This is a genomic window from Botrimarina sp. (genome assembly GCF_040219535.1).
In the GTDB taxonomy this organism is placed as follows: domain Bacteria; phylum Planctomycetota; class Planctomycetia; order Pirellulales; family Lacipirellulaceae; genus Botrimarina.
This window is the reverse complement of sequence record NZ_JAVJSH010000025.1, coordinates 18,448-43,872: the sequence shown is the minus strand read 5'-3', so window position 1 is coordinate 43,872 and position 25,425 is coordinate 18,448. Positions and strand designations below refer to the sequence as shown.

At 67.3% G+C, this 25,425-nt stretch carries 16 protein-coding genes and 5 tRNA genes; 2 read left to right on the top strand and 19 right to left on the bottom strand.

The genetic code is table 11. From position 1 onward, the window contains the following. Nucleotides 1–199: 199 nt before the first annotated feature. The 18 genes from fusA to RIC11_RS15090 form a co-directional block, all read right to left on the bottom strand. Complete coding sequence (fusA, locus tag RIC11_RS15175) at nucleotides 200–2,386, bottom strand: elongation factor G (RefSeq protein ID WP_350212771.1); 2,187 nt, start codon at nucleotides 2,384–2,386, stop codon at nucleotides 200–202. A 577-nt stretch (nucleotides 2,387–2,963) separates the two neighbouring features. Then, entirely contained in the window at nucleotides 2,964–3,434 is a 471-nt protein-coding gene (gene rpsG / locus RIC11_RS15170; RefSeq protein WP_350212769.1) for a 30S ribosomal protein S7, read from the bottom strand. Nucleotides 3,435–3,542: 108 nt separating this feature from the next. Further along, entirely contained in the window at nucleotides 3,543–3,911 is a 369-nt protein-coding gene (gene rpsL / locus RIC11_RS15165) for a 30S ribosomal protein S12 (RefSeq protein WP_350212767.1), read from the bottom strand. A 173-nt stretch (nucleotides 3,912–4,084) separates the two neighbouring features. Beyond that, nucleotides 4,085–8,422, bottom strand: a complete 4,338-nt coding sequence (rpoC, locus tag RIC11_RS15160) for a DNA-directed RNA polymerase subunit beta' (protein WP_350212765.1) — start codon at nucleotides 8,420–8,422, stop codon at nucleotides 4,085–4,087. A 127-nt stretch (nucleotides 8,423–8,549) separates the two neighbouring features. Then, nucleotides 8,550–12,272 carry a DNA-directed RNA polymerase subunit beta gene (rpoB, locus tag RIC11_RS15155; protein ID WP_350212763.1) on the bottom strand — a complete coding sequence of 1,241 codons (3,723 nt, stop codon included), beginning with the start codon at nucleotides 12,270–12,272 and terminating at the stop codon, nucleotides 8,550–8,552. A 466-nt stretch (nucleotides 12,273–12,738) separates the two neighbouring features. Beyond that, nucleotides 12,739–13,176 (bottom strand): 50S ribosomal protein L7/L12, encoded by a 438-nt coding sequence (gene rplL / locus RIC11_RS15150; protein WP_350212761.1) that lies wholly within the window; start codon nucleotides 13,174–13,176, stop codon nucleotides 12,739–12,741. Nucleotides 13,177–13,455: 279 nt separating this feature from the next. After that, the gene (gene rplJ, locus RIC11_RS15145) at nucleotides 13,456–13,995 is read right to left on the bottom strand and encodes a 50S ribosomal protein L10 (protein WP_350212759.1); all 540 of its coding nucleotides are present in this window, start codon (nucleotides 13,993–13,995) and stop codon (nucleotides 13,456–13,458) included. A 90-nt stretch (nucleotides 13,996–14,085) separates the two neighbouring features. After that, a complete protein-coding gene (gene rplA / locus RIC11_RS15140; RefSeq protein WP_350212757.1) occupies nucleotides 14,086–14,763 on the bottom strand; it encodes a 50S ribosomal protein L1 in 678 nt (225 codons plus the stop codon). A 129-nt stretch (nucleotides 14,764–14,892) separates the two neighbouring features. Continuing rightward, on the bottom strand, nucleotides 14,893–15,318 hold the full coding sequence (rplK, locus tag RIC11_RS15135; protein WP_350212755.1) for a 50S ribosomal protein L11: 426 nt from the start codon (nucleotides 15,316–15,318) through the stop codon (nucleotides 14,893–14,895). Nucleotides 15,319–15,367: 49 nt separating this feature from the next. Next, entirely contained in the window at nucleotides 15,368–16,375 is a 1,008-nt protein-coding gene (gene nusG, locus RIC11_RS15130; RefSeq protein ID WP_350212753.1) for a transcription termination/antitermination protein NusG, read from the bottom strand. A gap of 139 nt (nucleotides 16,376–16,514) precedes the next feature. Continuing rightward, nucleotides 16,515–16,940: a preprotein translocase subunit SecE gene (secE, locus tag RIC11_RS15125; RefSeq protein ID WP_350212751.1), complete on the bottom strand. Its 426-nt coding sequence runs from the start codon at nucleotides 16,938–16,940 to the stop codon at nucleotides 16,515–16,517. A 149-nt stretch (nucleotides 16,941–17,089) separates the two neighbouring features. Continuing rightward, nucleotides 17,090–17,162, bottom strand: a tRNA-Trp gene (locus tag RIC11_RS15120). An 82-nt stretch (nucleotides 17,163–17,244) separates the two neighbouring features. After that, entirely contained in the window at nucleotides 17,245–18,444 is a 1,200-nt protein-coding gene (gene tuf, locus RIC11_RS15115; protein WP_350212749.1) for an elongation factor Tu, read from the bottom strand. 79 nt (nucleotides 18,445–18,523) lie between these two features. Beyond that, nucleotides 18,524–18,596, bottom strand: a tRNA-Thr gene (locus RIC11_RS15110). A 148-nt stretch (nucleotides 18,597–18,744) separates the two neighbouring features. Continuing rightward, nucleotides 18,745–18,815 (bottom strand) — tRNA-Gly (locus RIC11_RS15105). Nucleotides 18,816–19,113: 298 nt separating this feature from the next. Beyond that, nucleotides 19,114–19,195, bottom strand: a tRNA-Tyr gene (locus RIC11_RS15100). 219 nt (nucleotides 19,196–19,414) lie between these two features. Beyond that, nucleotides 19,415–19,487, bottom strand: a tRNA-Thr gene (locus tag RIC11_RS15095). Between the two features lie 384 nt (nucleotides 19,488–19,871). Next, entirely contained in the window at nucleotides 19,872–21,527 is a 1,656-nt protein-coding gene (locus RIC11_RS15090; RefSeq protein WP_350212747.1) for a sigma-70 family RNA polymerase sigma factor, read from the bottom strand. A 426-nt stretch (nucleotides 21,528–21,953) separates the two neighbouring features. On the opposite strand from RIC11_RS15090, the gene RIC11_RS15085 reads away from it, so the two are divergent. Continuing rightward, nucleotides 21,954–23,276 carry a hypothetical protein gene (locus RIC11_RS15085; RefSeq protein ID WP_350212745.1) on the top strand — a complete coding sequence of 441 codons (1,323 nt, stop codon included), beginning with the start codon at nucleotides 21,954–21,956 and terminating at the stop codon, nucleotides 23,274–23,276. A 181-nt stretch (nucleotides 23,277–23,457) separates the two neighbouring features. On the opposite strand, the gene glgC is transcribed toward RIC11_RS15085, so the two are convergent. Beyond that, the gene (gene glgC / locus RIC11_RS15080; RefSeq protein WP_350212743.1) at nucleotides 23,458–24,702 is read right to left on the bottom strand and encodes a glucose-1-phosphate adenylyltransferase; all 1,245 of its coding nucleotides are present in this window, start codon (nucleotides 24,700–24,702) and stop codon (nucleotides 23,458–23,460) included. A 464-nt stretch (nucleotides 24,703–25,166) separates the two neighbouring features. On the opposite strand from glgC, the gene RIC11_RS15075 reads away from it, so the two are divergent. Then, the gene (locus RIC11_RS15075) at nucleotides 25,167–25,421 is read left to right on the top strand and encodes a hypothetical protein (protein WP_350212742.1); all 255 of its coding nucleotides are present in this window, start codon (nucleotides 25,167–25,169) and stop codon (nucleotides 25,419–25,421) included. Nucleotides 25,422–25,425 lie beyond the last annotated feature (4 nt).

Genomic DNA, 25,425 nt, shown 5'->3' with positions numbered 1-25,425 from the left:
GCGGACGCAGCCGACCGCGGGCGCGCAGCCGCGATCCGGCGACAATCGGGGCGGATCGTAGGAACCGCTCCCCGCAGGGTCAAGACACGCCGGGCCTGCTGGCGCCGTCGGTAAATATCGCCGAGTTAACGACTTGCGTGCGGAGGCCCGGATGCTCCGCCGCCGAGCCGCTTGGCCTATCTCGCCGCTGGCTTGGCCATCACTCGCCGAGGAAGGTCTTCACCACTTCCTCGGGCGCGGCGGCGTAGTTGCTCGGGGTCATGCTGCAACTGGCCCGGCCTTGGCTCAGCGACCGCATCGCGCTGGAATAACCGAACAAGCTCGCTAGCGGCGCCTGGGCGAACAGCACGGTGTCGCCGCCCCGCTGCTCGGTCCGCTCGATGATAGCGCGCCGCTGCTGCAGGTCGCCGACCAGGTCGCCCATGTGGTCCTCGGGAGTGGTGATCTCGAGGGCCATGATCGGTTCGAGCAGCACCACGCCGGCCTCGCGGAGGCCCTTGTCGAACGCTAGCGACGCCGCCGTGCGGAACGCGATCTCGGTCGAGTCGGTCTCGTGGACCTCGCCCCCGAGAACGGTCACCTTGAGCCGCATCAACGGGAACCCGAGCGTTCCGCCCCCCTCGGCAGCGGTCTCGAGCTCTTCGACGACCAGGTTGACCCAATCGCCGGTCAGCCCGCCCGTCGTGGCGGCGGCCGGGTCGGCCGAGACCACCACCGGCGGCGCCACGTGGGCGAGGGGTCCGGTCGGGGTGAACGGCTCGACACGCAGCCGCACCGCCGCGGTGTGCTGCACGCCGTTGATGTTGCGGTGGCACTCTCCGGTCACCTCGACCGGCTTGGCTACCGACTCGCGGTAGCTCACGCGCGGCTGGTGGACCTTGAACTTCAGGCCGAAGTCGCGTGCCAGCCGGTGCTGGATCACCTCCAGGTGCAGCTCGCCCATGCCGGAGATGAGCGTCTGGCCGGTCTCCTCGTTCTCGCTAGCGGAGAACGTGGGGTCTTGCTTGCGGAGCATGTCGAGCACGCCCGACAGCTTCTTCTTCTCCTCGGAGTTCTCTGCCTCGATCGCCATCGAGATGACGGTCTCCGGGAAGTCGATCGACTCCAGCAGGATCGGCGCGCGGGGGTCGCAGAGGGTGTCTCCGGTCACGCTGTCGCGCAGGCCCAGCACGGCGACGATGTCGCCCGCCTCGGCGTGGTCGAGCTGCTCGTCCTTCTTGCTGGCGTGGATCCGCCAGATCTGCGCGACGTTCTCCTTGGTGTCTTTGCCCGGGTTGAGCACGCGGCTGTTGGGCTTCAGCTCGCCCGAGTAGATCCGCACCCAGTAGAGGTCGCCCGTTTTGTAGGGGAGGATCTTGAACACCAAGCCGCAGAAGGGCTCGCTCGCGTCGGGCTTGCGGGTGAGCTTCTTGGCGTCCGCCTTCGCTTCGCCCGAGTCGTCGGCGGCGTTCTGGGCGGCGGCGCGGCGTTTCGACTTGCCCTTGGCCGCCTTGCCGGAGGGGTCGAGGCCGGTCACGGGGGGCATCTCGAGCGGGTGCGGCAGGTAAGCGGCGACCGCGTCGAGCAGCGGCTCGACGCCCATGCCGTGCAGCGCCGAACCGCAGAGCACCGGCTGGATCTGCAGGTGGACCGTCGCCGATCGGACGACGCGGTGGATCAGCGCCTCGGGGATCGGCTCGCCCCCCAGGGCGAGCTCCATCAGCTCGTCGGAGTAGTCGTACAGCTGCTCGAGCATCCGCTCGCGGTAGAGCTGCGCGTCGACGGCCAGCTCTTCGGGGATCGGCTGCTCCTTGACCTCCCGCCCGTCGCGGCCGCCGGGGAACGTGAGGAGCTTTTGCTTCACGAGGTCGATCACGCCCCGGAACGGGTTGGCCACGTGCGGCGGCCCCTCGCCGGCGGGGATCTGCAGCGCGATCGGGCGCGCGCCGAGGCGCTGCTCGATCTCGCTCAGGACCTCCTCCCAGTTCGCCCCTTCGCGGTCGAGCTTGTTGATGAACGCGATCCGGGGCACGTGGTACCGGTTCGCCTGGCGCCACACGGTCTCGCTTTGGGCCTCCACGCCCTCCCGCGCGCTAAAAACGACCACCGCGCCGTCGAGCACCCGCAGGCTCCGCTCGACCTCGGCCGTGAAGTCGACGTGCCCCGGGGTGTCGATCAGGTTGATCGCGACGTCCTTCCACGGGAAGCGGACGCTGGCTGAATAGATCGTGATGCCGCGCTCGGCCTCCTCCGGGTCGTCGTCGGTGGTGGTCGTCCCCTTGTCGACCTCGCCGACGCGGTGCTTGGCCGAGCTGACGTAGAGCATCCGCTCGGTGACGGTCGTCTTGCCCGCGTCGATGTGCGCGATGACGCCGAGGTTGCGGAGCTTGGTGAGGTCGGCGGCCATGGGAGGGGCTTTCGGCTATCGGCTGTCAGCTATCGGCTTGTAGGGAACCGCCAAGACGCCAAGAGCGCCAAGGCCGCCAAGGGAGTTATGGTCGTTCGTAGTTGAGCTGAGATAGGTGACTCGGCAGCGGAGTCGGTTTTGGGAGGTCAATTTGCCCGAATGGAGTCAGCAGTGGTTTGCAAAGATAGAGGTAGTGAAAGAAGAACACGTAGTGGTTCCCTGCACCCTGCGGTATGGGCTGTTCATCGTACGCGACCTGCCAGTACTCCCTATTCACACCGTCGATGCTCTGCGTTACCTGTCCGAAATCGGAATCCTCCGAATCGGACAACTCTATCTCTACCATGAAAACCTCCGGGTGATTGGCGACTCGATGTACGCCTACGACGGTGATGGTTTTCAAAGGGTCGGTCACTTCTTGGCGTTCCCTGGCGCTCTTGGCGTCTTGGCGGTTCTTCTTTCCTACCGGCGCATGCAAAAGGGCGAGGAGCCAAGGACTAGGATTCTACACCGAGAACCCTTGTCCCTAACCCCTCGCCCCTCGTCGCTCCTCGCTCGGCAATACGCCCCTGGGCAATCACCAAGCGAAGTGGGCGAAGGCCTTGTTCGCGTCGGCCATTCGGTGCACGTTCTCGCGGCGGGTCATCGCAGTCCCTTCGCGGTTGAACGCGGCGATCAGCTCCTCGGCCAGCTTTTGGGCGGTCGGGCGGCCCTTCTTGTCGCGGACGGCCAACAGGATCCAGCGGATCGCGAGGGCCTGCTGCCGGTTGCGGTTGACCTGCATCGGAACCTGGTACGCGGCGCCGCCCACGCGACGGGAGCGGACCTCGATGGCCGGCTTCACGTTCTCGATCGCTTGGGTGAAGACCTCGATCGGCTCCTCGCCGGGGACGCGCTCGCGGACGATGTCGAGGGCGTCGTAGAACACGCCCAGCGCGGTGCTCTTCTTGCCGTCGTTCATCAGGCAATTGACGAACTTGCTCGCCAGGAGCGACCCGTAAACGGGGTCCGGCTTGAGCGTCTTGCGGCTGGCGGTGATGCGGCCCATTGATTGGCTCTCGGCTTTCGGCTGTCAGCTGTCAGCATTCGGCTGACGGTAAACTCTTGCACGGGGTCCTTTCGCCGACGGCCGACAGCCGACAGCCGGCAGCCCCCGCTACCCCTTCTTCGCGCCGTAGCGGCTGCGGGACTGCTTGCGGCCGTCGACGCCCAGCGTGTCGAGCGCGCCGCGGACGACCTGGTACCGCACGCCCGGCAGGTCGCGGACGCGGCCGCCCCGCACGAGCACGATGCTGTGCTCCTGCAGGGTGTGCCCCTCGCCGGGGATGTACACGGTGACCTCTTTGCCGTTGGACAGCCGCACACGCGTGATCTTCCGCAACGCGGAGTTCGGCTTCTTGGGCGTCATCGTCCGCACGTTGAGGCAGACGCCCCGCTTGAACGGGCAACGATCGAGAACCGGCGACTTGCTCTTCGCCTTCTTCGTCTTGCGGTTCTTGCGGATTAGCTGGTTGATCGTTGGCATGCGGGGGGGGGGGCGCTAGTTCTGAGGCGCTACGCGCTGGTTTCTGTCGGCCGGCCCGGAGGGCCGGCGGGGGTTTCTTGTGCGAGCCCCGTAGTTTACGGGGATCGCGGCCGCTGTCAATCGGCGAGCCGGCGCCCGCGGCGCCGCCCCGCCGCCTGACGCAGTGACCCGGGTCACTCTTTCCCCCCGCTGTCGCCGCCGAGCAACGCGTCGAGGCTGCCGGGCGCGGCCGGGCGGGCGGCGGCGTGGCTCTCGCCGTCGCCGCCCCCGTCGAGCAGCGGGAACTGGCGGTCGAGCACGCTCGCGGTCTCGGCCGTCAGGGCGTCGAGCGCGGCCGGGTTGATCCGGACCTCCGACTCGTTGGTGGCCCGGAAGCCGGTGCCGGCCGGGATCAGGTGGCCGAGGATCACGTTCTCCTTCAGGCCGACCAGGTGGTCGGTCCGCCCGGCGAGGGCCGCCTCGGTGAGGACCTTGGTGGTCTCTTGGAAGCTGGCCGCCGAGATGAACGACGAGCTCTGGACCGACGCCTTGGTGATGCCCAGCAGCTGTGTGCTGGCGGTGGCCTTCTTCGGCTTCGTGCCCTTGGCCAGCTCGCCGCCGAGGGCCTCGATCTGGGCGTTGGCTTGTTCGAGGACCGCCTTGGGCACGATCGCCCCGACCTCGAACTCGCTGTCGCCCTTCTCGGAGATCTTCAGGCAGTCGCCGATCCGGTCGTTGGCCTTGCGGAAGTCGTACTTGTCGAGCACCGATCCGGGCAGCAAGTCGGTGTCGCCCGGCGAGTCGATCTTCACCTTCCGCAGCATCTGCGACACGATGATCTCGATGTGCTTGTCGTTGATCTCGACCCGCTGCGAGCGGTACACGTTCTGGATCTCGCGGGTCAGGTACTGCTGGACCGCCTCTTCGCCGGAGACCATCAGGATGTCGTGCGGCACCAGCGGCCCGTCGACGAGCGAGTCGCCCGCCTTGACGGGGTCGCCTGTGTGCACCCGCAGGTGCTTGTTGTGGCCGACCAGGTGCTCGCGTTCGATCCCGCTGTCGCTGCGGACGATGATCGCGCGCTTGCCGCGCTTCTTCTCGGCGAGGATCTCGACGACGCCGTCGATCTCCGCGATGACCGCAGGGTCCTTCGGCTTGCGGGCCTCGAAGATCTCGGTCACCCGCGGCAGGCCGCCGGTGATGTCCTGCGTGCCGCCTGCTTCGCGCGGCGTCTTGGCGATGATCGAGCCGGGGCCGATCTCCTCGCCCTCGCGCACGACCAGGTGCGCCTTCTCGGGCATGTAGTAGAAGTCGAGGACCTTGCCGTCCTTGGGGTCTTCGATGACGAGCTGCGGGTGCAGGTCGCCCTTGTGCTCCATGACGATGTAGCGGATCTGGCCGGAGGGGTCCTTCTCGCCGCGGATCGTCTCTCCCTCGATCAGGTCTTCCCAGCGGATCTTGCCGCCCACCTCGGCGAGGATCGGGATCGAGTGCGGGTCCCACTCGCAGAGCGTGTCGCCCGCCTTGACCTCTTGCCCCTCTTCGAGGCGGATCGTGGCGCCGGTCGGGATCTCGAACTTCTCGACCTCGCGGCCGCGGTCGTCGACCAGCGCGAGCTCGCCGTTGCGGCCGAGCACGACCAGGTTGCCTTCCTGGTTTTGGACCGCGTTGAGCTTCGCGAAGCGGACCTTGCCCCCCTTGGCGGCCTTGATGTCCGACTGCTCCACGTCGCGGTTTCCGACGCCACCGATGTGGAAGGTCCGCATCGTGAGCTGCGTGCCGGGTTCGCCGATGCTCTGAGCGGCGATGATGCCCACGGCCATGCCTTCCTCGACCATCGAGCCGGTCGACATGTCCATGCCGTAGCACTTGCGACACACGCCCAGCGGCGCCTGGCAGGTCATCGGGCTGCGGACCTGGATCTTCTCCAGGCCGAGCTCCTCGATCTTGCGGGCGACCTCGGCGGTGATCAGCTCGTTCTCGCTGACGATGACCTCGTCGGTCACCGGGTTGACGATGTTCTGCCGGCTCACGCGGCCCTTGATCGACTCGGCCAGGCCGACCTCGACCTTCTCGCCGCGGTAGATGACCCCCTTGGTGATCGCCTGGGTGGTCTCGCAGTCGTCCATCGTGACGACCACGTTCTGCGCCACGTCGGCCAGCTTGCGCGTCAGGTAGCCCGAGTCGGCGGTCTTCAGCGCCGTGTCGGCCAGGCCCTTTCGGGCGCCGTGCGTGCTGGAGAAGTACTCCAGCACGGTGAGGCCCTCGCGGAAGTTGGCCTTGATCGGCGTCTCGATGATCTTGCCGGACGGCTTGGCCATCAGGCCCCGCATGCCGCCGAGCTGACGCATCTGCTCCTTGCCGCCCCGGGCGCCGGAGTGCGCCATCAGGTACACGGGGTTGACGTAGTTGTTGCCGCGGAAGTCCGTCATCAGCGCGTCCATCATCTCGTCGGTGATCTCTTCGCGGGCGTGGGTCCACGCGTCGAGCACGCCGTTGTAGCGCTCGCCCTCGGTGATGATGCCGCGGTGGTACAGCTTGTTCCGCTTGAGGACTTCCTTCTCGGCCTTCGCGAGGATCTTGCCCTTCGTGTCCGGCGTGACGAGGTCGTCGGTGGCGAACGACAGGCCGCTCTTGGTGGCGGTCTTGAACCCGAGGCGGTTCATGTCGTCTAGCAGCGTGATCGTCTGCCGCCGGCCGAGGAACTCGTAGCAGTCGCTGATCACCTTCGACAGGGCGCGGGAGACCATCGCCTCGTTGTAGAACGGCATCCCCTCGGGCAGCATCTCGTTGAAGAAGACGCGGCCGACGGTGGTCTCGATCACCCGGCCCCGCTTCGACGGGTCGCGCATCTCCTCGCGCAGGCAACGCCCCGCGGGCAGGCGGACCCGGATCTTCGCGTGCGTGTGGACCTTGCCCTCCGCGTACGCGAGCTCGACCTCGGGGAAGCTGCCGAACAGCATGCCGTCGCCGGGCGCCTCGGGCGCGTCCATCGTGGTGTAGTAGCAGCCCATCACCACGTCCTGCGACGGGCTGATGATCGGCGCGCCGTTGGCCGGGCTGAAGATGTTGTGCGTGGACATCATCAGCGTGTGGGCCTCGACCTGGGCCTCGATCGACAGCGGCAGGTGGACCGCCATCTGGTCGCCGTCGAAGTCGGCGTTGAAGCCCTTGCAGACCAGCGGGTGCAGCCGGATCGCGTTGCCCTCGACCAGGATCGGCTCGAACGCCTGGATCCCCATGCGGTGCAGCGTGGGGGCGCGGTTGAGCAGGACCGGGTGGTTGGTGATCACCTCTTCGAGGATGTCCCAGACCTCCTCGTCCTTCCGCTCGAGCATCTTCTTGGCCGACTTGATCGTGTCGGCGTGGCCCAGCTCTTTCAGGCGGCGGATGATGAACGGCTGGTAGAGCTCCAGCGCGATCTTCTTGGGCAGGCCGCACTGGTGCAGCCGCAGCGTGGGCCCGACCACGATCACGCTCCGCGCGGAGTAGTCGACCCGCTTGCCCAGAAGGTTCTCACGGAACCGCCCCTGCTTGCCCTTGATCATATCCGTGAGGGACTTCAGCGGGCGGTTCGAGCTGCCCAGCACGGGCCGCTTGCAGCGGTTGTTGTCGAACAACGCGTCGACCGACTGCTGCAGCATCCGCTTCTCGTTGCGGATGATCACCTCCGGCGCGTTGAGGTCGACGAGCTTCTTCAGCCGGTTGTTGCGGTTGATGATCCGGCGGTAGAGGTCGTTCAGGTCGCTCGTGGCGAAGTTGCCCGAGTCCAGCAGCACCAGCGGGCGCAGGTCGGGCGGGATCACCGGGATCACGTCCATCACGATCCACTCCGGCTTGTTGTCCGAGTCGCGGATCGACTCGACCGTCTTGAGCCGGTTGATCAGGTCCTTGGCCTTCTGCTTGCTGCCGGTGGTCTTGAGCTCCTCGCGCAGCTCCTCCGAAAGCTTCACCAGGTCCAGCTTCATGAGCATCTTGCGGATCGCGTCGGCGCCCATGTCGGCGTCGAACGCGCCCTCGCCGTACTGCTCGCGGGCGGTGCGGTACTCCTCCTCGGTGAGCATCTGCTGGGGCTTCAGCGGCGTGTCGCCCGGGTCGACCACCACGTAGTCCTGGAAGTAGATCACCTTCTCGAGGCTCGTGGTCTTCATCGCCAGCAGCGACCCCAGGCGGCTGGGCATCGCCTTGAAGAACCAGATGTGCACGATCGGCGCGGCCAGCTCGATGTGGCCCATCCGCTTGCGGCGCACGCGGCTGTGCGTGACCTTCACGCCGCACCGGTCGCAGATCATCCCCTTGTACTTCATGCCGCGGTACTTGCCGCAGGCGCACTCCCAGTCCTTCTCGGGGCCGAAGATCCGCTCGCAGAACAGGCCGTCCTTCTCGGGGCGGTAGGTCCGGTAGTTGATCGTCTCGGGCTTCTTGACCTCGCCGAACGACCAGCTCCGGATGTCGTGGGGCCGCGCGAGGCTGATCTTCACCGACGCGTAGTCGTTGATGCGATCGTAGTTGGACGATTCAAGCAGGCTCATTCTCGACTCCTGGGAGATTTGTCGCACGCAAAGGCGCTAAGGCGCAGAGGGTGTTTTTGCATCGGCGGTCTCACGCTCGTCCCTCTGCGCCTTCGCGCCTTTGCGTGAGACCTTCTGATCGTCGGAACTACAAGCCGCGTTTCTCGAGCTGCATGTTGAGGCCGAGTCCGCGGATCTCGTTCGTGAGCACGTCGAAGCTCGCCGGCGTGCCGGCCTCGAGCGTGTTCTCGCCCTTGACCATCGACTCGTAGATCTTCGTGCGGCCCTCGACGTCGTCGGACTTGACGGTCAGCAGCTCCTGCAAGATGTACGCGGCGCCGTAGGCCTCCAGGGCCCACACCTCCATCTCGCCGAACCGCTGCCCGCCGAACCGCGCCTTGCCGCCCAGCGGCTGCTGCGTGATCAGCGAGTACGGGCCGGTGCTGCGGGCGTGCACCTTGTCGTCGACCAGGTGGTGCAGCTTGAGCATGTAGATGAAGCCGACGGTCGTTTCTTGCTCGAGCGGCTCGCCGGTGCGGCCGTCGATGAGCCGCGCCTTGCCGTGGCGCGGCAGGCCGGCCTCTTCCAGGCAGTCGTTGATCTCCTCCTCGGTGGCGCCGTCGAAGACCGGCGTGACCGCGCGGAAGCCGAGCTTCGCGCCGGCCCAGCCGAGGTGGGTCTCGAGGATCTGGCCCACGTTCATCCGGCTCGGCACGCCCAGCGGGTTGAGCATGATCTGCACCGGGGTGCCGTCGGACAGGAACGGCATGTCCTCGATGGGGAGGATCTTGCTGATCACGCCCTTGTTGCCGTGGCGGCCGGCCATCTTGTCGCCCACGGAGATCACCCGCTTCGTGGCGATGTAGACCTTCACCATCTGCAGCACGCCGGAGCGCAGCTCGTCGCCGCGCTTCATGCTGTTGAGCGTGCGGTCGCGGGCGTCGATCGCTTCTTCGACGGCGGGCCACATCTGCTTGTGGATCTTCTCGACCTCCTTGCTCCTCTCGGGGCTGCGGATGTCGAGCCGCTCCAAGCGGAAGTTGACCGCTTGCTCGGCCACGTACTTGGCGTCTTGCTCGTGGACGAGCGAAGCGCCGTCGTCGTCGGTGAGCTTCTTCTTCAGCACGCCCTCGATGGCCGTGACGAGCTCGGTGAACGCCTCGGCGATGCGCGCCGCGCCGTCCGCCTCGGCGGTCTTCAGCGAGCGCTCGAACTCCTTCCGCTCCTCTTCCGAGAGGCTCATCCGGCGCGAGAACTTCTGCGTGTCGATCACGATCCCCTCGACGCCCGAGGGGACCTCGAGCGAGTCGTTCTTGACGTCCTCGCCGGCGCGGCCGAAGATCGCGTGCAGCAGCTTCTCTTCGGGGGTCAGCTCGGTCTTGGACTTGGGCGAGACCTTGCCGACCAGGATGTCGCCCGGCCGCACGAACGTGCCCACGCGGACCACCCCGCCCTCGTCGAGGTTGCGGAGCATCTTCTCGCTGACGTTCGGGATGTCGCGGGTGAACTCCTCGCGGCCGAGCTTCGTCTCGCGGATCTCGACGTCGAACTCCTCGATGTGGATCGACGTGTACGTGTCGTTGTGGACGAGCTCCTCGGAGAGGATGATCGCGTCCTCGTAGTTGTATCCCTCGAACGACATGAACGCGACGAGCACGTTCCGCCCCAGCGCCAGGTCGCCCTGCCAGGTGGCGGCGCCGTCGGCGATGACGTCGCCCTTCTCGACCTTGTCGCCCGGCTTGACGATCGGCTTCTGGTTCTGGCACGTCCGCTCGTTGAGGCCGACGAACTTGCGCAGGTGGTGCACCTCGGGGCCGATCTCGATGCGGTCGGCGTCGACGTAGGTGACGGTCCCCTTGTGGCCCGCGCGGACCAGCATGCCGGAGTGCCGCGCGACCTCTTGCTCGAGGCCCGTCCCCACGACCGGCGGCTCGGCCACCAGCAGCGGCACCGCTTGCCGCTGCATGTTGGAGCCCATCAGCGCGCGGTTGGCGTCGTCGTGCTCGAGGAACGGGATCAGGCCGGCCGACACGCCGATCATCTGGCTCGGCGCCACGTCGATGTACTCGATCTTGTCGACCGGCGTCAGCGCGAAGTCGGCCCGGTTCCGCGCGACGATCATGTCGGCCGTGTCGCCCTGGATGGCGCCCCCCTTCACGAGCGCGTCGGCCGACGCGACGTGCGCCTCGTGCTCCTCGTCGGCCCGCAGCCACACGACCTCGTCCTGCAGCTTGCCGTTCTTCACCCGCCGGTACGGCGTGACCAAGAACCCGTAGTCGTCGACCGACGCGTACATCGCCAGCGAGCTGATCAGGCCGATGTTCGTGCCTTCGGGGGTCTCGATCGGGCAGATCCGGCCGTAGTGGCTGATGTGCACGTCGCGCACCTCGAAGCCCGCCCGCTTGCGGTTCAGGCCGCCCGGGCCGAGCGCCGAAAGCCGCCGCTCGTGCGTGAGCATCGACAGCGGGTTCGTCTGGTCGACGACCTGCGACAGCTCGCCGCGGCCGAAGAAGTACTCGATCGCCGCCGAGATGCTCTTCGGGTTGATCAGGCTACGCGGGGTCATGTCCTCCGCGTCCTTCAGGCTCATCCGCTCCTGCACCGTGCGGCGCAGCTTGAGGAAGCCCTTCCGCAGCTCGTCGGCGGCCAGCTCGTCGATCGTCCGCAAGCGGCGGTTGCCGAGGTGGTCGATGTCGTCCACGTACATCGCCGAGTCGCCACCGGCCAGCCCCAGCACGTACTTCACCGCGTTGACCAGGTCCTCGGGCCGCAGGACCATCTCGTCCTCCGGCACGTTGAGGCCCAGCTTGCGGTTCATCCGGAACCGGCCCACACGCCCCAGCCGGTAGCGGTTGGTGTCGAAGAACTTCTCCGCGAACAGCGTCCGCGCCTTCTCCAGCTGCGGCGGGTTGCCGGGCCGCAGGCGCTGGTAGATCCGCAGCAGGGCCTCTTCGTGGCTGCTGGTGACGTCGTCCGCCATGGCGTTGAGCAGGTGCGGCGACGGCGGCGGGTCGATCACCTCGACCGACTTCACGCCCGACGTGCAGATCACCTCGGCCGTGTTCTTGGTGATCCGGTTGCCCGCTTCGAGGATGATCTCGCCGGCCCGCTCGCTGCCGACCGGGTACACGACGTCCTCCACGCAGACCTTGCCCTCGATCTTCGCGACGCTGCGCCCGTCGACGATCTTCTCCTTCTTCGCCTCGTAGAAGGCCTTGAGGATCTCGGCGTCCATGCCCATCTGGGGGCTCATGGCCCGCAGCAGCGTGACGATCGAGAACTTGCCGCTCTGGTCGATGCGGACGGTGATCGAGTCCTTCTTGGTCGTGTTGATCTCGATCCAGCTGCCGCGCTCCGGGATCACCCGGCACGAGTAGACCTTCCGGTCGCCGGCCTCGATCTCCGACACGAAGTCGATGCCCGGCGAGCGGTGCAGCTGGCTGACCACCACGCGCTCGGCGCCGTTGATGATGAACTCGCCGCCGCCCATCATGATCGGCAGGTCGCCCAGGTAGACCTCTTCCTCGATCGGCTGCTCGCGGTTCAGCCGCAGCCACACCCGCAGCGGCCGGCCGTAGGTCAGCCGGAGCTGCCGGCACTCGTCCGGCGTGTAGCGCGGCTTGCCCAGCTCGTAGCGCACGTAGTCGAGGCTGATCGACTTGTCGTAGCTCTCGATCGGGAAGATCTCGCGCAGCACCGCCTCGAGGCCGTCGTCCTTACGGTTCTCGGGGTTCGTGCCGTCGTACTGCAGAAACCGCGCGTAGCTGGCGGTCTGGATCGCCGTCAGGTCGGGCACCTCGTAGGTGCCGCGGTCGCTGCCGAACTTGCGGACATCGGGGGTTTGCAGGCGTCGTTGTGCGGGGACAGCCATAGCGGGGGCGGCTCCTAGCGATTACCGGTGCGGGCGATAGGCCTACGCGGGCGAGCGGCGACCGGGTCGCGGTCCGCGCTCGAAACTTCAACCGGCGGGCGAACGCCGGCCAACGGCCGGCGCTGGTGATGGAGAACTCGGGCGGCCGAGCGTGTGTCGCGGGCGGGCGACAACGCTGGCGCCAAGCGAAGCAACGGGCGCACCAACAACGGGCGCACCAAAGGGCGCGACCGATGCGGGCCCGCGCCGCGGACCGCGGTGCGGGGGCGCAGAATCCCCGTGGGCCCGGCTTGGCGGCCGGGCTTCACGAGCAGGGCGAGGCGCCCATCGGTTTGGATAGGAGAGTGCGCGGAAACGAAGCTCATCCTAGGCGACACAAGGGAGGCGGGGGCGACAACTCAAAGCGTGGCGGCGGCGGGCCGATGACTCCCCGGCCCGGCCGCCCGCTGTCGCTGACGAAGCGAGATCACTTGATCTCGACTTTCGCGCCCGCTCCCTCGAGGTCGGCCTTGAGCTTCTCGGCGTCTTCCTTGGACACGCCTTCCTTGAGCTTGGTGGGGGCGCTCTCGACGGCCTCCTTGGCCTCCTTCAGGCCCAAGCCGGTCGCCGTGCGGACGACCTTGATCACGGCGATCTTGTTGTCGCCGAACGACGTCAGCTCCACGTCGAACTCGGTCTGCTCCTCGGCGGCGGCCGCGCCGCCGGCGTCGCCGGCGCCCGGGGCGGCCATCATCACCGCGCCGCCGCCGGCGGCCGGTTCGATGCCGTGGACGTCCTTCAGGTAGTCGCTCAGCTCCTTGGCTTCCTTCAGGGTCAGGCCGACGATCTTGTCGCCCATCTCCTTGATGGCGTCGGAGAACGAGGCGGCGTCCGCGGTCGCTTCGGCTGTGGCTTCTTCGCTCATCTTTTCACTCTCGGTTAATCGTTGGGTCGGGCCGGCCGGCCCCGATCGGGTTGGCTAACGCTATCGACTCGCTACCGGCCGGGCAAACGCTACCAGGGCTGCGCCTCAACCGACTCGCTGGGTTGTCACTCGCTCGATTGTCCGGCGGTCCGTCGCCGTGTGCCTCTCGAAGCCGGCGTTCCCTCGCGCGGCGGTCTTCTTTGGCGGAGCCGGGGCCCATCGCTCTGGGGCCCACAGCACCAGGGCCCACAGCACGCAGGACCCATGGGCTTAGGGCCCTCAGCCCTCTTCGCCCTCTTCGCCGTCTTCCTCGCCCTTCTGTTTGATCTGGCTGGCGAGCATCTTCGCCGGGCCGAGCAGCTGCGCGGAGAGCGTCATCGCCGGGCCCATGATCTGGCCCGAGATCGTGCTCAGCATCTCCGCTCGGCTCGGCCACTTGCTCACGGCCTTCACGTCGTCGGCCGAGAGCCTGGCGCCGTCGAGCACCCCGCCGGTCGGCTCGAATTGCTTGAAGTCGTCGCTGGTGGCGAGCGCCATGACCTCCTTGGCCAGGGTCACGACGTCCTCCCCGCCCCACACGACCGCCTGCGATCCGGTCAGCCCCTCGAACGCCGGCGCGAGGGCCGTGCCCTCGGTCGCGCGCCGCGCGAGGCTGTTCTTGATGACCATCACGCTGATGTCCTTCTCGCGCAGCCGCCTGCGGAGGGCGACCGCCGCGTTGGCGTCCATGCCGACCATGTCGACCAGCATCAGCTCGCTCACGCCGTCCCAGCGGCTGGCCAGCTCATCGGTCATCAACTCTTTGACGTACTTGCTCATGGCGGGCTGTAGGCTTTAGGCGGAAGGCGGCTTCGGCGATCCGCTGCTGCGAGTGGGTGGGGGGTTTATCGACGGGCCGCTCGCGACGGCTCAGACCGCGAGGCGGACGCTCGGGCTCATCGTCGCAGAGAGGTGCGCCGACTTGATGTAGACGCCCTTGACCGCCGCGGGCTTCAAGCCGACGACCTTGTCGACAAACGCTTGGATGTTCTCGGCCAGCTTGGCCTCGTCGAAGCTCAGCTTCCCGACGATCGCCTGCACGTTGCCGCCCTTGTCGTTGCGGAACTCGACCTTGCCCGCCTTGTACTCCGCCACGACCGTCGCCACGTCGGGGGTGACCGTGCCCGCGCGGGGCGAGGGCATCAGGCCGCGGGGGCCGAGCACCCGGCCGAGGGGGCCGACCGTCTTCATCATGTCGGGCGTGGCGATGCACACGTCGAAGTCGGTCCAGCCGCCCTGGATCTTCTTGGCGAGCTCGTCGTCGCCGACGTGGTCGGCGCCGGCCTCCTCCGCCGCCTTGGCGGCGGGGCCCTTGGCGAAGACCACGATCCGCTGATCCTTGCCGATGCCGTTGGGCAGCACGATCGAGCCACGCACGATCTGGTCCGCCTGCGTGTGGTCGACCCCCAGCCGGATCGCGACCTCGACCGACTGGTCGAACTTCGCTTTGTCGTAGCTCTTCAACGCGGAAACGGCCGCGTCGAGCGGCAGCGCCTCCTTGGGGCGCTTCGAACGGTCGGCCTTGAGTCGTTTGCTCAGCTTGGGCATCGGTTGCTTCACTCCTGCGGGTGAAGTGTGGTCCAAACCGCCCGGCTCACTGGCCCGGCGTCCCACCTTCGGTTTGTGTTAGTGAACTCTTGTCGCTTATCGGCGCCGCTTATCGGCGCCGGGTCGGATTCAGCCCTCGACGACCAGGCCCATGCTGCGGGCCGTGCCGGCGATCATCCGCGACGCGTGCTCCACGTCGCGGGCGTTCAGGTCGTTCATCTTCGTGGTGGCGATCTCTTCCAACTGGGCCTGCGTCACCTTGCCGACCTTGGTCTTGTTCGGCACGCCCGAGCCCTTCGCCAGGCCGGCTGCTTTCTTCAGCAGCACCGCCGCGGGGGGGCTCTTGGTCTCGAACTCGAAGGAGCGGTCGTTGTACACGCTGACGACGACCGGGATCATCATCCCGTTCGCCTCGCGCGTCGCGTCGTTGAACGCCTGGACGAACTGCCCGAGGTTGATGCCGAACTTACCCAGCGCGGTGCCGACCGGCGGGGCCGGGGTCGCCTGCCCGCCCGGGATCTGGAACTTCGCTTGACCGACTAACTGCTTCGCCATCGGATTATTCCCCCTGAGGCTGAGAGCCTTAAGCCTGAAGCCTGCCGCCTCAGAGTTTCTCGACTTGCCAGTACTCCAGCTCGACGGGCGTGCTCCGCCCGAAGATGCTGATCATGACGGTGATTTTTCCGCTCTGCTGGTCGATCGCGTCGACCTCGCCCTCGAAGTTTTCGAAGTTGCCGTCGGTGACCTTCACCTTGTCGCCCTCGGCGAACTTGATGTTCAGCTTGGGGGTGTCGTCCTCGCTCTCCTCGCCCTCTTCCTTGGGGAGGATCTTCTCGACGTCCGTCGCGGTCATCGGCACCGGCTTGCCCGCAGCGCCGGTGAAGTCGCCGATGCCGGAGGTCTCGCGGATCGCGAACCAGGTGTCGTCGTTCACGTGCATCTGCACGGCGATGTAGCCCGGCCAGATCTTCCGCTCGACGGTCTTCTTCTTGCCGTTCTTGAACTCGGTGACCTTTTCGGTCGGGACGATGATGTCGCCGAAGTAGCGGTCGAGCCCCTCGATGGCCACCTTCCGCTTCAGGGCCTCGGCCGAGGTCCGCTCGCGGTTGCTCTGCACCTTGAGGATGTACCAGTCGATGTTGATGTCTTCGGCCAGCTCCTCGTCGCTGATCTCCTCGATGGGCCCCATCGGAGCGACCATGGCGGGCTCGTCGTCGTCATCGTCGTCGTCGTCAGCATCGCCGTCGTCAGCATCGCCGTCGTGAGCGGCGTCCGCCTCTGCCTCGTGTGCGGGCGCGGCCTCCGCTTCTTCGGCCCCTACCTGATTGGCCGCGGGCTCTTCGGCCCTGGTCTCTTCGGCTCTGGTCTCTTCGGCCTCTGCGACCACCTCGGCGTGCTGCTCGCCCTCGTGGCCGACACCGACTTGGTCGCCCGGCTTTGCGCCCAGCACGTCCGCGTCGGGCGGAGCGGCGGCTCGCGGCGCCGGCGCCTGGGGCTCGGGTTGAGCGGCGCTCGCGTCCGGGGCGTCCGAGGCTTCGCGCGCGTCGCCGGCCATCGCGGCGGCGTCGCGCTGCGTGTCCTCGGCTTCGGCGGGTCGCGTTTGGTCGCTCAAGAACGATTGCTCGGTTGGTATTGCGATTGGACGTCGGCGTTGGGCGGTCTCGCCGGGGTTGCTTCGCAACCACCCCCTGGCAGAGACATCCGCCTCGGAGCCGCTTGCCTCAGAGCCGCTTGCTTTAGAACCACTTGCTTTAGAACCACGTGGCGACGAGGTCGCGTAGGCCCGATAGCAGGTAGTTGAGTATCGTGTCGTAAAGGTAAAGCAGCATCGCCAACCCGAAGATGACGAAGATCACCACGCCGGAGGCCTTCAGCAGCTGACTCTGGGTCGGCCACGAGACCTTGTTCATCTCCGCTTCGACGGCGATCAAGAACTCCGCGAACTTCGGCAGCTGGATCAACCTGAAGGCGGCCCAGCCGGTCACCAGCAGCACCGCCAGCGGCACGCCCAACGCGACGCTCGGGCCGTAGCCCTCGGCCACCAGCGAGTTCCGCAGCGAGTAAGCCCCTGCCGCCAACACGGCGCCGATCGCGATGAGCGTCGCTTGCCGTGCGTGGCGGCCCTGCTTCGGCTTGAACAGCCGCAGCTGGAACAGTTCTTGGAGGTAGGCGGTCACCGGGCGTATCCGTCGGCCTTGGCCGTGGCGATGGTAGTCGTTTCGGAGTGGCCGCTCCCTCGGGCCGCTCACCGTGTTTCGCGTCGCTTGGGCGCTCCGGCCCGTGGGCCAGCCTTGGGCAGACCCGGTCTCTCCCACCGGCTATCGAGCAGGGGCGGTGGGACTCGAACTCACAACCCCCGGTTTTGGAGACCGGTGCTCTGCCAATTGAGCTACGCCCCTGTGTGTCCGCAGCCCGTGGCCCGTGGTTCGTGACTCGTTCGGCGAACAAGCCACTAGCCACGGGTCACGAGCCGCGATCGATTTACTCCAGGATCTTCGTGACCACGCCCGAGCCGACCGTCTTGCCACCCTCGCGGATAGCGAAGCGGACGCCATCGTCCATGGCGATCGGCTTCATCAGCTCGACGATGATCTTCGCGTTGTCGCCGGGCATGCACATCTCGGCGTCGCCGGCCAGGTTGGCCGTGCCGGTCACGTCGGTCGTGCGGAAGTAGAACTGCGGGCGGTAGCCGCTGAAGAACGGGGTGTGCCGGCCGCCTTCCTCCTTGCTGAGGATGTAGACCTCGCCCTCGAACTTCGTGTGCGGGGTGATCGACCCGGGCTTGGCCAAGCACTGGCCGCGCTGGATGTCCTCACGCTTCACGCCACGCAGCAGGCAGCCGACGTTGTCGCCCGCCTGGCCCTGGTCCATCGTCTTGTTGAACGCCTCGACGCCGGTGCAGGTCGTCTTGACGGGGGCTTCGGACAGGCCGACGATCTCGACCTCTTCGCCCACCTTGACGGTGCCGCGCTCGATCCGGCCGGTCGCCACGGTGCCGCGGCCCTCGATCGAGAACACGTCCTCGATCGCCATCAGGAACGGCTTGTCGGTCTCACGAGTCGGCTCGGGGATGTAGCTGTCGATCGCCTCCATCAGCTCGGTGATGCACTTCTGAGCTTCCGGGTCCTGGGGGTTCTCGTACGCGGCCTTGCTGTTGCCGCGGATCAGCGGGACCTCGTCGCCGGGGAAGTCGTACGTGCTCAAAAGCTCGCGGACCTCCAGCTCGACCAGCTCCAGCAGCTCCTCGTCGTCGACCAGGTCGCACTTGTTCAGGTAGACCACGATCTTCGGCACGCCCACCTGACGGGCCAGCAGGATGTGCTCCCGCGTCTGGGGCATCGGGCCGTCCGGCGCCGACACGACCAGGATCGCGCCGTCCATCTGGGCCGCGCCGGTGATCATGTTCTTGACGAAGTCCGCGTGGCCCGGGCAGTCGATGTGGGCGTAGTGGCGGTTCTCGGTCTCGTACTCGACGTGGGCCGCGGCGATCGTGACCGTCTTGGTCTCGTCGCGCACCGTGCCGCCCTTGGCGATGTCGGCGTACGACTTGAACTTGGCGAGCCCCTTCGCCGCCTGGACCGCCATGATCGCGCCGGTGGTCGTGGTCTTGCCGTGGTCGATGTGACCGATCGTGCCGACGTTGACGTGCGGCTTCGTCCGCTCGAAGGTGTCCTTGGCCATCTTTTTCTCTGGCTCGCTCGGTTGTGCTTGGGGGTGCTGTGTGGTCGTTGCTTGATTCGCGGGCGGCTAGGCGCCGCAGAGCTGCTGACGAGACTTGAACTCGTGACCTCGTCCTTACCAAGGACGCGCTCTACCGACTGAGCTACAGCAGCATGGTTGGAGCGGTCAGCTGTCAGCGATCAGCAGTCAGCTCTCGTTTGGGTGGCGTCGATGCCCCGTCGTTTGGCGTGTTCGCCCGTGCGGGCGATGGGTCTCGTCGAGGCTGGCGGCCCAACGCTGAAGGCCGGCAGCTCGGGTCAAAGCGGGTGAAGGGAATCGAACCCTCGTCATCAGCTTGGAAGGCTGTTGCTCTACCATTGAGCTACACCCGCAAACGAATGCGGATCGGCGATTGCGGATTGCGGAATCGGGCGGCTAATGCCCCGAGCAAACACCGCCCTCAGTCAACCACCCGCCCCAAGTTGGCGCCACAACAGGTAAGTAAGTTCGAATCTCCTCTCAGCGAGCTTCTGTTTCTTGCCGAGCAGCGCCCCCCGGACGTGGCCGAGCAGAGCCGCTCCGAATTGCCCTCTCGGCGAGCGACGTCTCGGCGTCAGCCAAGCGGAGCCGCCCGATAAACTCGGCGAGCGACGTCTCGGCGCTAGCCGAGCGGAGCCGCCCGAAAACCAGTGGTGGGTGCAGGATTCGAACCTGCGAAGGCAGAGCCATCTGATTTACAGTCAGACCCGTTTGACCGCTTCGGTAACCCACCTTATCCGGCTCGCCCCGATCACGCGACGGGGGTCTCGCCGACGCTCGACCCCTCGCTGCGATCCGGCAGGCGACCCGCCCGACGGCGGCCGGCTAAGGCCGGCCAACCCGACGGCCGCCCTCGCGAGCCCCCTCGCCCGCTGCCCGACTCGCTGCCCCCCCTGCCACCCCGCCGGCCGAAACGGCCCGACGACAGCGCTAGGAGGACAACTCTTCGGAGAGCTAGCGGAGGGACTTGAACCCACAACCTGCTGATTACAAATCAGCTGCTCTGCCAATTGAGCTACGCTAGCCCGCTCACGAACCGGCCGGCTCCCGAAGGAGCTGCCCCGGCACAACCCGCCAGCGTGGAAACTCAGTTTTCAGACCACCCGCCACCGGCTTCAGAGGCCCGGCCGGCGAACCAGGTTCGCTCGACGTGACTCCGTACCGGCAGCCGGAAAGTCGTGGGAATCGGCCAATATACAGCGGCTGCCCAGGCCCGCAAGCCCACTGGGCGGGGGTTTCCGCGCGGTTTCCGGGCAAGAATCGCCCGACAATTCCCACACGCCCCAACGGCCGCCCCCCCCTCGCCACGAAGAGGCTGCCGTCCACGAAGGACCTTTCGGCCACGAAGACGAAGCCCCTGTCGGCCACGAAGACACCGTCGGCCACCACGACGCGACGGCGCGAGAGCCTCACAGCTCCAAGGCGACCCGCTCTTCGGCCGCCGCCTGACGCAGCTTCGTCAGCGCGCGGGCCTCGATCTGGCGGACCCGCTCCTTCGTGACGCCCATCTCGGCGCCCACTTGCTTGAGGGTCAGCGGCTCGCGGCTGTGGTCCAGGCCGAAGCGCGAGATCACGATCTTCTGCTCCCGCTCGTCTAGCCGGCGGAGGATCTTGCGCACCTTCTCCTCGCGGTCCTTCTGGGCCGCTTCGCGCAGCGTCGGGTTCGCCCGGTGCTCTTCGGTGCTGTCGAAGATCTCGTCGTAACTGGTGCGGAAACGGTCCTGGTGCTTGTACTCGCCGGGGATCGTGCGGGCGTAGTTCTTCACGATGGCCCACGTGGCGTACGTGCTGAACTTGTTGCCGCGGGCGAAGTCGAACTTCTCGATCGCCTTCATCAGCGACACGTTGCCGTCGCTGACCAGCTCGAAGAAGCTCTGGTTCGGGGTCATCCGCTTCTTGGCGATCGACACCACCAGCCGCAGGTTGGCCCGCGACAAGTGGTTCTTGACCTCAACCGCGTCGGCGTACAGCCGCTCGATCTCGTCCATCACTTCGGCGCTGGGCCGCTTTGCGTCGAGCGTGTCGCGGAGTTTGGCCGCCTTGTACTTCAGGTAGTTGTACTTGCGGAACAAGTGGGCCTCTTGCTCGCGCGTGAGCAGCGGCACCTCGTACAGGCTCGCCAGGTACGCGGGCAGGTCGCTGGGCCGCCGCGCCTTGCGCGGGGTCGTCTCGGCCTCGGGCATCGGGCCCAGGCACACCGCGTCGGCGCCCCTCCGCCGGAAGCGGTCGTTCGGGATGAAGTCCAGCGTCAACGCCAAGATCCGCTCGTAGCGGACCTCCGTCAGCGTGCGGTAGACCGTGGTCTTCGACCGACCGTACCGCCGCATCAGCTTCTCGATCGACACGCCGGCCCGGTGCTCTTGGTACAGCTGCTCGCGTTGCCGCTCGGTGAGCGCGCCGCTAGCGTCGGTGAAGATCGGCTCGGTCTCTTCGTGCTGCGTGAGCGTAGCCCGGACCGTGTCGGTCGTCCGGCCCGTGCGGTCCGCCAGCAAACGGATCGCTTCGGCGCGTGTCGCGCCGTCGGACGCCATCCGGCGGGCGTCGGAGACCAGTTCCATCCGTTCCGAGTCGCTCAGCTGGCGGAAGCGCGTGCCCCGCTCGACCCGCTGCTGGTTGTTCCGCACGAAGCGGTCGACGCTGCTACGCAAGAAGCCGACCCGCTTGCGGCCGTCGAACACCAGCTTGCGGCTGACCAGGCCCGCCTCGCGCCAGCGGGCGATCGTTTTGGTCGACACGTTGAACTGCTTCGCCAGGTCGTCGACCGTCAACACCTGCTCGCCGAGCGCCTCGGCCGGCAAATCGACCGAGTCCGACAGGTCTTCCACCAGCAGCCGCAGGTCGTGGATCAGGTCAACTCCGGCCGCCTTGTCGCGGTCGGGGCGCACCCAGCCGCGGCACCCGATCTTGGTGACGATTCGGTCCACCGCATACTCGCGGCCGGGCTCCAACTCGGCCATCGCTCGCTCGACCTCTTCCAGCCGGCGCAGACGCTCATCGGCGGTCGCTCGGCGGAGCTGTCGCCGGCGGATCTCGTCGATGGCGTCGATGCGGTAAGCGCGTTGCATATTTAGATCAGCAGCCGGACGGCTGGTTCCTCTCACTACTTCGGATTTTCCCAAAGTCCCCTGGTCCACTCGCCGGAACGCGTTAACTCAAAACCCTGACTCACTTTGAAGCGCGTCGGCAGGGCGCCAGCGGACGGTAGTTGTACGCGGCGTTTCTGCTTTGGGTCGAGGGAAACTTCGTTTCGCGGGAAAGTCGCACGCCGTGCAACCTGCAAATTACCCATCTTCACATTGCCCGCTTCTCGATCGCGTCGCTTCACCCCCAATCCCCGCTCGCTCGCGGGGCGGTGCTGATGAGGGCTCGAGCGGCTCGCCGATGAACCCAAGTGAGACTCCCTTCGGCGGTCTCGGGTTCGTCGCCAGCGGCGGGCCGACGCCTCGCCATCCTCGCCTTCCTCGCCCTGCACGCCCTGGGCCGCACTTGCCATGCCGACCCTCGCTCATCGGAATCTGCCCTCGATAGCCGCTGTTTGCCTGCTCGCGCTGGGCGGGCCGACGCTCGGCGCCCCAACGATCGACTTCTCGCCGACCGGACGGGTTGCTCCGCCGTCGGTCGTGCGTGTCGACCTCCGCTACGAGGCGACCGCCACCGCCGAGGCCTCCGAGCACCCCGCGAAGTCCAACGGCCAGCTCAAACTGGAGTACCGCCAGGCCGCCGTCGACGACCGCGGCGGGCGGTACGTGCGTGTCGTCGACCGCTGCCGCGACGCCCGCAACGCCGACCCGCTCGGAGCGCACCGCCGCGTTTTGCTGGCCGAGCCCGGCGTGACGGGCGTCCGTGTGGCCGCCGCCGGGGCGCCGCTGGAGCGGTCCGAACTCGACCTCGTGCAGCCCAGCGCCGACCCGCTCGACCTGCCCTCCCTCGCGCCGATCGAGCCGCTCGCCGACGGCGGCGTTTGGTCGCTCGACGCGCTGTCGCTCGGCCGGCTGATGCGGCTGGACCGTGTCACGCTGTGCGAAGTAACCGGCGTGGTCGCCGACGCGAACGATCGTTTTGCGCTCCTGAAGCTCGCCGGCGCGGTCCACGGCCTGGTCGACGGGGCGAGTGTCGAGATCGACCTGCGCGGCGCGGCGTTGTTCGACCGCGCGGCCCACTCCTTCACGAAGGCCAACTTCGCCTGGGACGAACGCCGCGTGGTCGGCCCGGCCACGCCGGCGATCGAGGCCCGCGCGAAGCTCAACATCGCGGTGCGGCCGCTCGGCCCCGCCGACGAGCCCATCGCGACGGCGGTCGTCGACCGGGCGGCTCGGGCCACGTTCGACCCGCGGCTGCTAATCACCACCGGCGATGGCCGCTGGTCGCTGCTGGCGGACCGGGACTGGTTTGTCGTCGCCAGCGGCCGCGACGCGACCACGCTGCGTCGCGTCGAGGGCGAGCGGATCGCCGCTATCACCACACTCACCCCGCGCGGCGATTCCCCTGTCACCCTCGAGAGCCTACGCGACGAGGTCCGCTCGGCCCTCGGCGACCAGCTTCAGCAGTTCACCTCGGGCGATCGCGGCGCGAACGCGGCGGGCCTGACCTTCGTCGAGGTGACCGCCGTCGGCGCGATCGACGGCCGCCCAGCGATCTGGAACCGCGCGCACGTGGCGGCCGGTGAGAGGGCGATCGCCTTGGCCACGACGATCGCTTCGTCGGAGACCGGGGCCGACGACCCGAGCCGACCGGTCCGCGAACTGATCGAGACCCTGCACCCCGTCGCGGCGGCCGACGGCGTGGCCGTGGCGCCGGGCAAGCGGGTGCGTTGACCGCGTCGGCTTGACCGTCGGGCGCCCTTGGCGGGCTGCTGACTCATCAGCGGCCTGGGTCGCCCCCCAGGACGGCGGCGCCGGAACGTCGGCCGAGAGCGGACGTCTTGCCTGCCGCGAAGAGCTTGCTCCGAGCTTGGCGAGGTTGAGAAACGCCAGGAAGGCGATTCTCGACCGGCTGCTAGCCGACGGGCAACACGCCGTCGGTCTTGGCAATCACCACCACGCCCCCCTCGGACACGGTGAAGCCCCGCGCGCGGTCGGCGTCGTGGTCGTAGCCGATCTCGGTTCCCTCGGGCAGCTCGACCCCCTTGTCGATGATCGCCCTCCGCACGCGGCAGCGCCGCCCGACGTTCACGCCGGCGAACAAGATCGACGCTTCGACGTGGGCGTAGCTGTTGATCCGTGCGCTGGGGCCGATCACGCACTTCCGCGCTTCGCCGCCGGAGAGGATCACGCCGGGGCTGACGATGCTGTCGAGCGCCTCGCCGCGGCGCGGCTCGCCGCCCGCCTCGGGGCCGGCGGCGAACACCGTTTTTGCCGGCGGCAGGTTGGGCTGGTGGGTGCGGATCGGCCAGTGATCGTCGTACAGGTTCAACTGCGGCTCGACGTTCGTCAGCTCGAGGTTCGACTCGTAGTAGGCGTCGATCGTGCCGACGTCGCGCCAGTAGGCTTGGCCGCCGTGGTTCTCGTCGCGGAACGGGTACGCGAAGACCCGGCGGTCGTTGATGATGGCGGGGATGATGTTCTTGCCGAAGTCGTGGTGCGACTCGGGCAGCGTCGCGTCGCGGCAGAGCTCGTCGAACAAGAACGGCGCGTCGAACACGTAGATGCCCATCGACGCCAGGCAGTGGTCCGGGTCGCCGGGGATAGTCTTGGGATCGGGCGACTTCTCTTCGAAGCCGATGACGCGGTTCTCGCTGTCGACCTGCATCACGCCGAAGGCCCGCGCTTCGTCGCGGGTGACCGTCAGGGCGGCGATCGTCAGCTCGGCGCCGCTCTGTTTGTGGCTGTCGATCAGCTTCGCGTAGTCCATCTTGTAGATGTGGTCGCCGGCCAAGATCACCACGTGGCTGGGGCGTTCTTTCTCTAGCGAATAGATGTTCTGGTACACCGCGTCGGCGGTTCCTTGGTACCACTTCTCGTCGATCCGCTGCTGCGGCGGCACCACGTCGACGAACTCGCCAAGCTCGCGGCAGAAGAACCCCCGCCAGCCGAGCGTGATGTGCCGGTCCAGGCTCATCGCCTTGTACTGCGTGAGCACCAAGATCCGCCGCATCCCGCTGTTGAGGCAGTTGGACAGCGTGAAGTCGATGATCCGGTAGCTGCCGCCGAACGGGACCGCCGGCTTGGCCCGATCGCGGGTCAAAGGCTCCAAGCGAGAGCCCTTGCCACCGGCCAAAACCACCGCCAAGACGTCGTTCATAGAGATTCCTTGCTCGGCGGTGGCTGCGCTGCTGTCGCGTCGCGACCAGCGAAACCGGGCTCGCACAGCGAACGCCGCTGAAGAAGAGTCCGCCGCCATCGGTGTAAGTCGGTCGCCAACCGCTCCCTAGTTTACCGATCCCCCGCCGCCAGCACAGACGAGGGGAGATCGACCGGCGGCCGCCGCAGCGTGACACACCGCTGTCATCCCGGCCACGGACGATAGCCAAGCCGGTGGTCGAGCCGGAGACTTCACACGCTTATCGTGCTGTCTACACACGATCGTCACATTCGTTCGGCATCCTTTTCGCAATAGCCGGCCCGCCTCGGCGGCCAACCGGATCTTCAACCGCTACGGGAACCCCCAACGCCGCCGCGGAGTCCAACCGCAACCGCAACCGCAGACGCGACCCTCGCCCTCACCCGATGGCAGGCGCCGGACCGAGAAGGCCAGGAGGCACGATGATGCGAGCTAGCTGCAAGCACCTAGACGAGCCCAACCCCACCACGGACGACATGCGTCGAATCGACTACCTACCGAGCCCCGCCGAGATCGCCCAGGCGTGCGCTTCGATCCGCTCGGCTTGGACCCGCAGCGAGAAGCGGCGCCGGTTCGTCGGCGACCAGCTGCCCGACGAGCAGGACTCTGTCTGGAGCCCGCCGGTGATCGACACCTCGCACTTCCGTGTGCTCGCCCGCACTTCTGACGCGACCACCTAATCCA

Excerpts from the sequence above, each read along its gene's own strand:
- RIC11_RS15090 (WP_350212747.1), bottom strand. The coding sequence starts at position 21,527 with ATGCAACGCGCTTACCGCATCGACGCCATCGACGAGATCCGCCGGCGA.
- rpsL (WP_350212767.1), bottom strand. The coding sequence starts at position 3,911 with ATGCCAACGATCAACCAGCTAATCCGCAAGAACCGCAAGACGAAGAAG.
- RIC11_RS15085 (WP_350212745.1), top strand. The coding sequence starts at position 21,954 with ATGCCGACCCTCGCTCATCGGAATCTGCCCTCGATAGCCGCTGTTTGC.
- glgC (WP_350212743.1), bottom strand. The coding sequence starts at position 24,702 with ATGAACGACGTCTTGGCGGTGGTTTTGGCCGGTGGCAAGGGCTCTCGC.
- rpsG (WP_350212769.1), bottom strand. The coding sequence starts at position 3,434 with ATGGGCCGCATCACCGCCAGCCGCAAGACGCTCAAGCCGGACCCCGTT.
- rplL (WP_350212761.1), bottom strand. The coding sequence starts at position 13,176 with ATGAGCGAAGAAGCCACAGCCGAAGCGACCGCGGACGCCGCCTCGTTC.
- RIC11_RS15075 (WP_350212742.1), top strand. The coding sequence starts at position 25,167 with ATGCGAGCTAGCTGCAAGCACCTAGACGAGCCCAACCCCACCACGGAC.
- rplK (WP_350212755.1), bottom strand. The coding sequence starts at position 15,318 with ATGGCGAAGCAGTTAGTCGGTCAAGCGAAGTTCCAGATCCCGGGCGGG.
- tuf (WP_350212749.1), bottom strand. The coding sequence starts at position 18,444 with ATGGCCAAGGACACCTTCGAGCGGACGAAGCCGCACGTCAACGTCGGC.
- rplA (WP_350212757.1), bottom strand. The coding sequence starts at position 14,763 with ATGCCCAAGCTGAGCAAACGACTCAAGGCCGACCGTTCGAAGCGCCCC.
- rpoB (WP_350212763.1), bottom strand. The coding sequence starts at position 12,272 with ATGGCTGTCCCCGCACAACGACGCCTGCAAACCCCCGATGTCCGCAAG.
- rplJ (WP_350212759.1), bottom strand. The coding sequence starts at position 13,995 with ATGAGCAAGTACGTCAAAGAGTTGATGACCGATGAGCTGGCCAGCCGC.
- rpoC (WP_350212765.1), bottom strand. The coding sequence starts at position 8,422 with ATGAGCCTGCTTGAATCGTCCAACTACGATCGCATCAACGACTACGCG.
- fusA (WP_350212771.1), bottom strand. The coding sequence starts at position 2,386 with ATGGCCGCCGACCTCACCAAGCTCCGCAACCTCGGCGTCATCGCGCAC.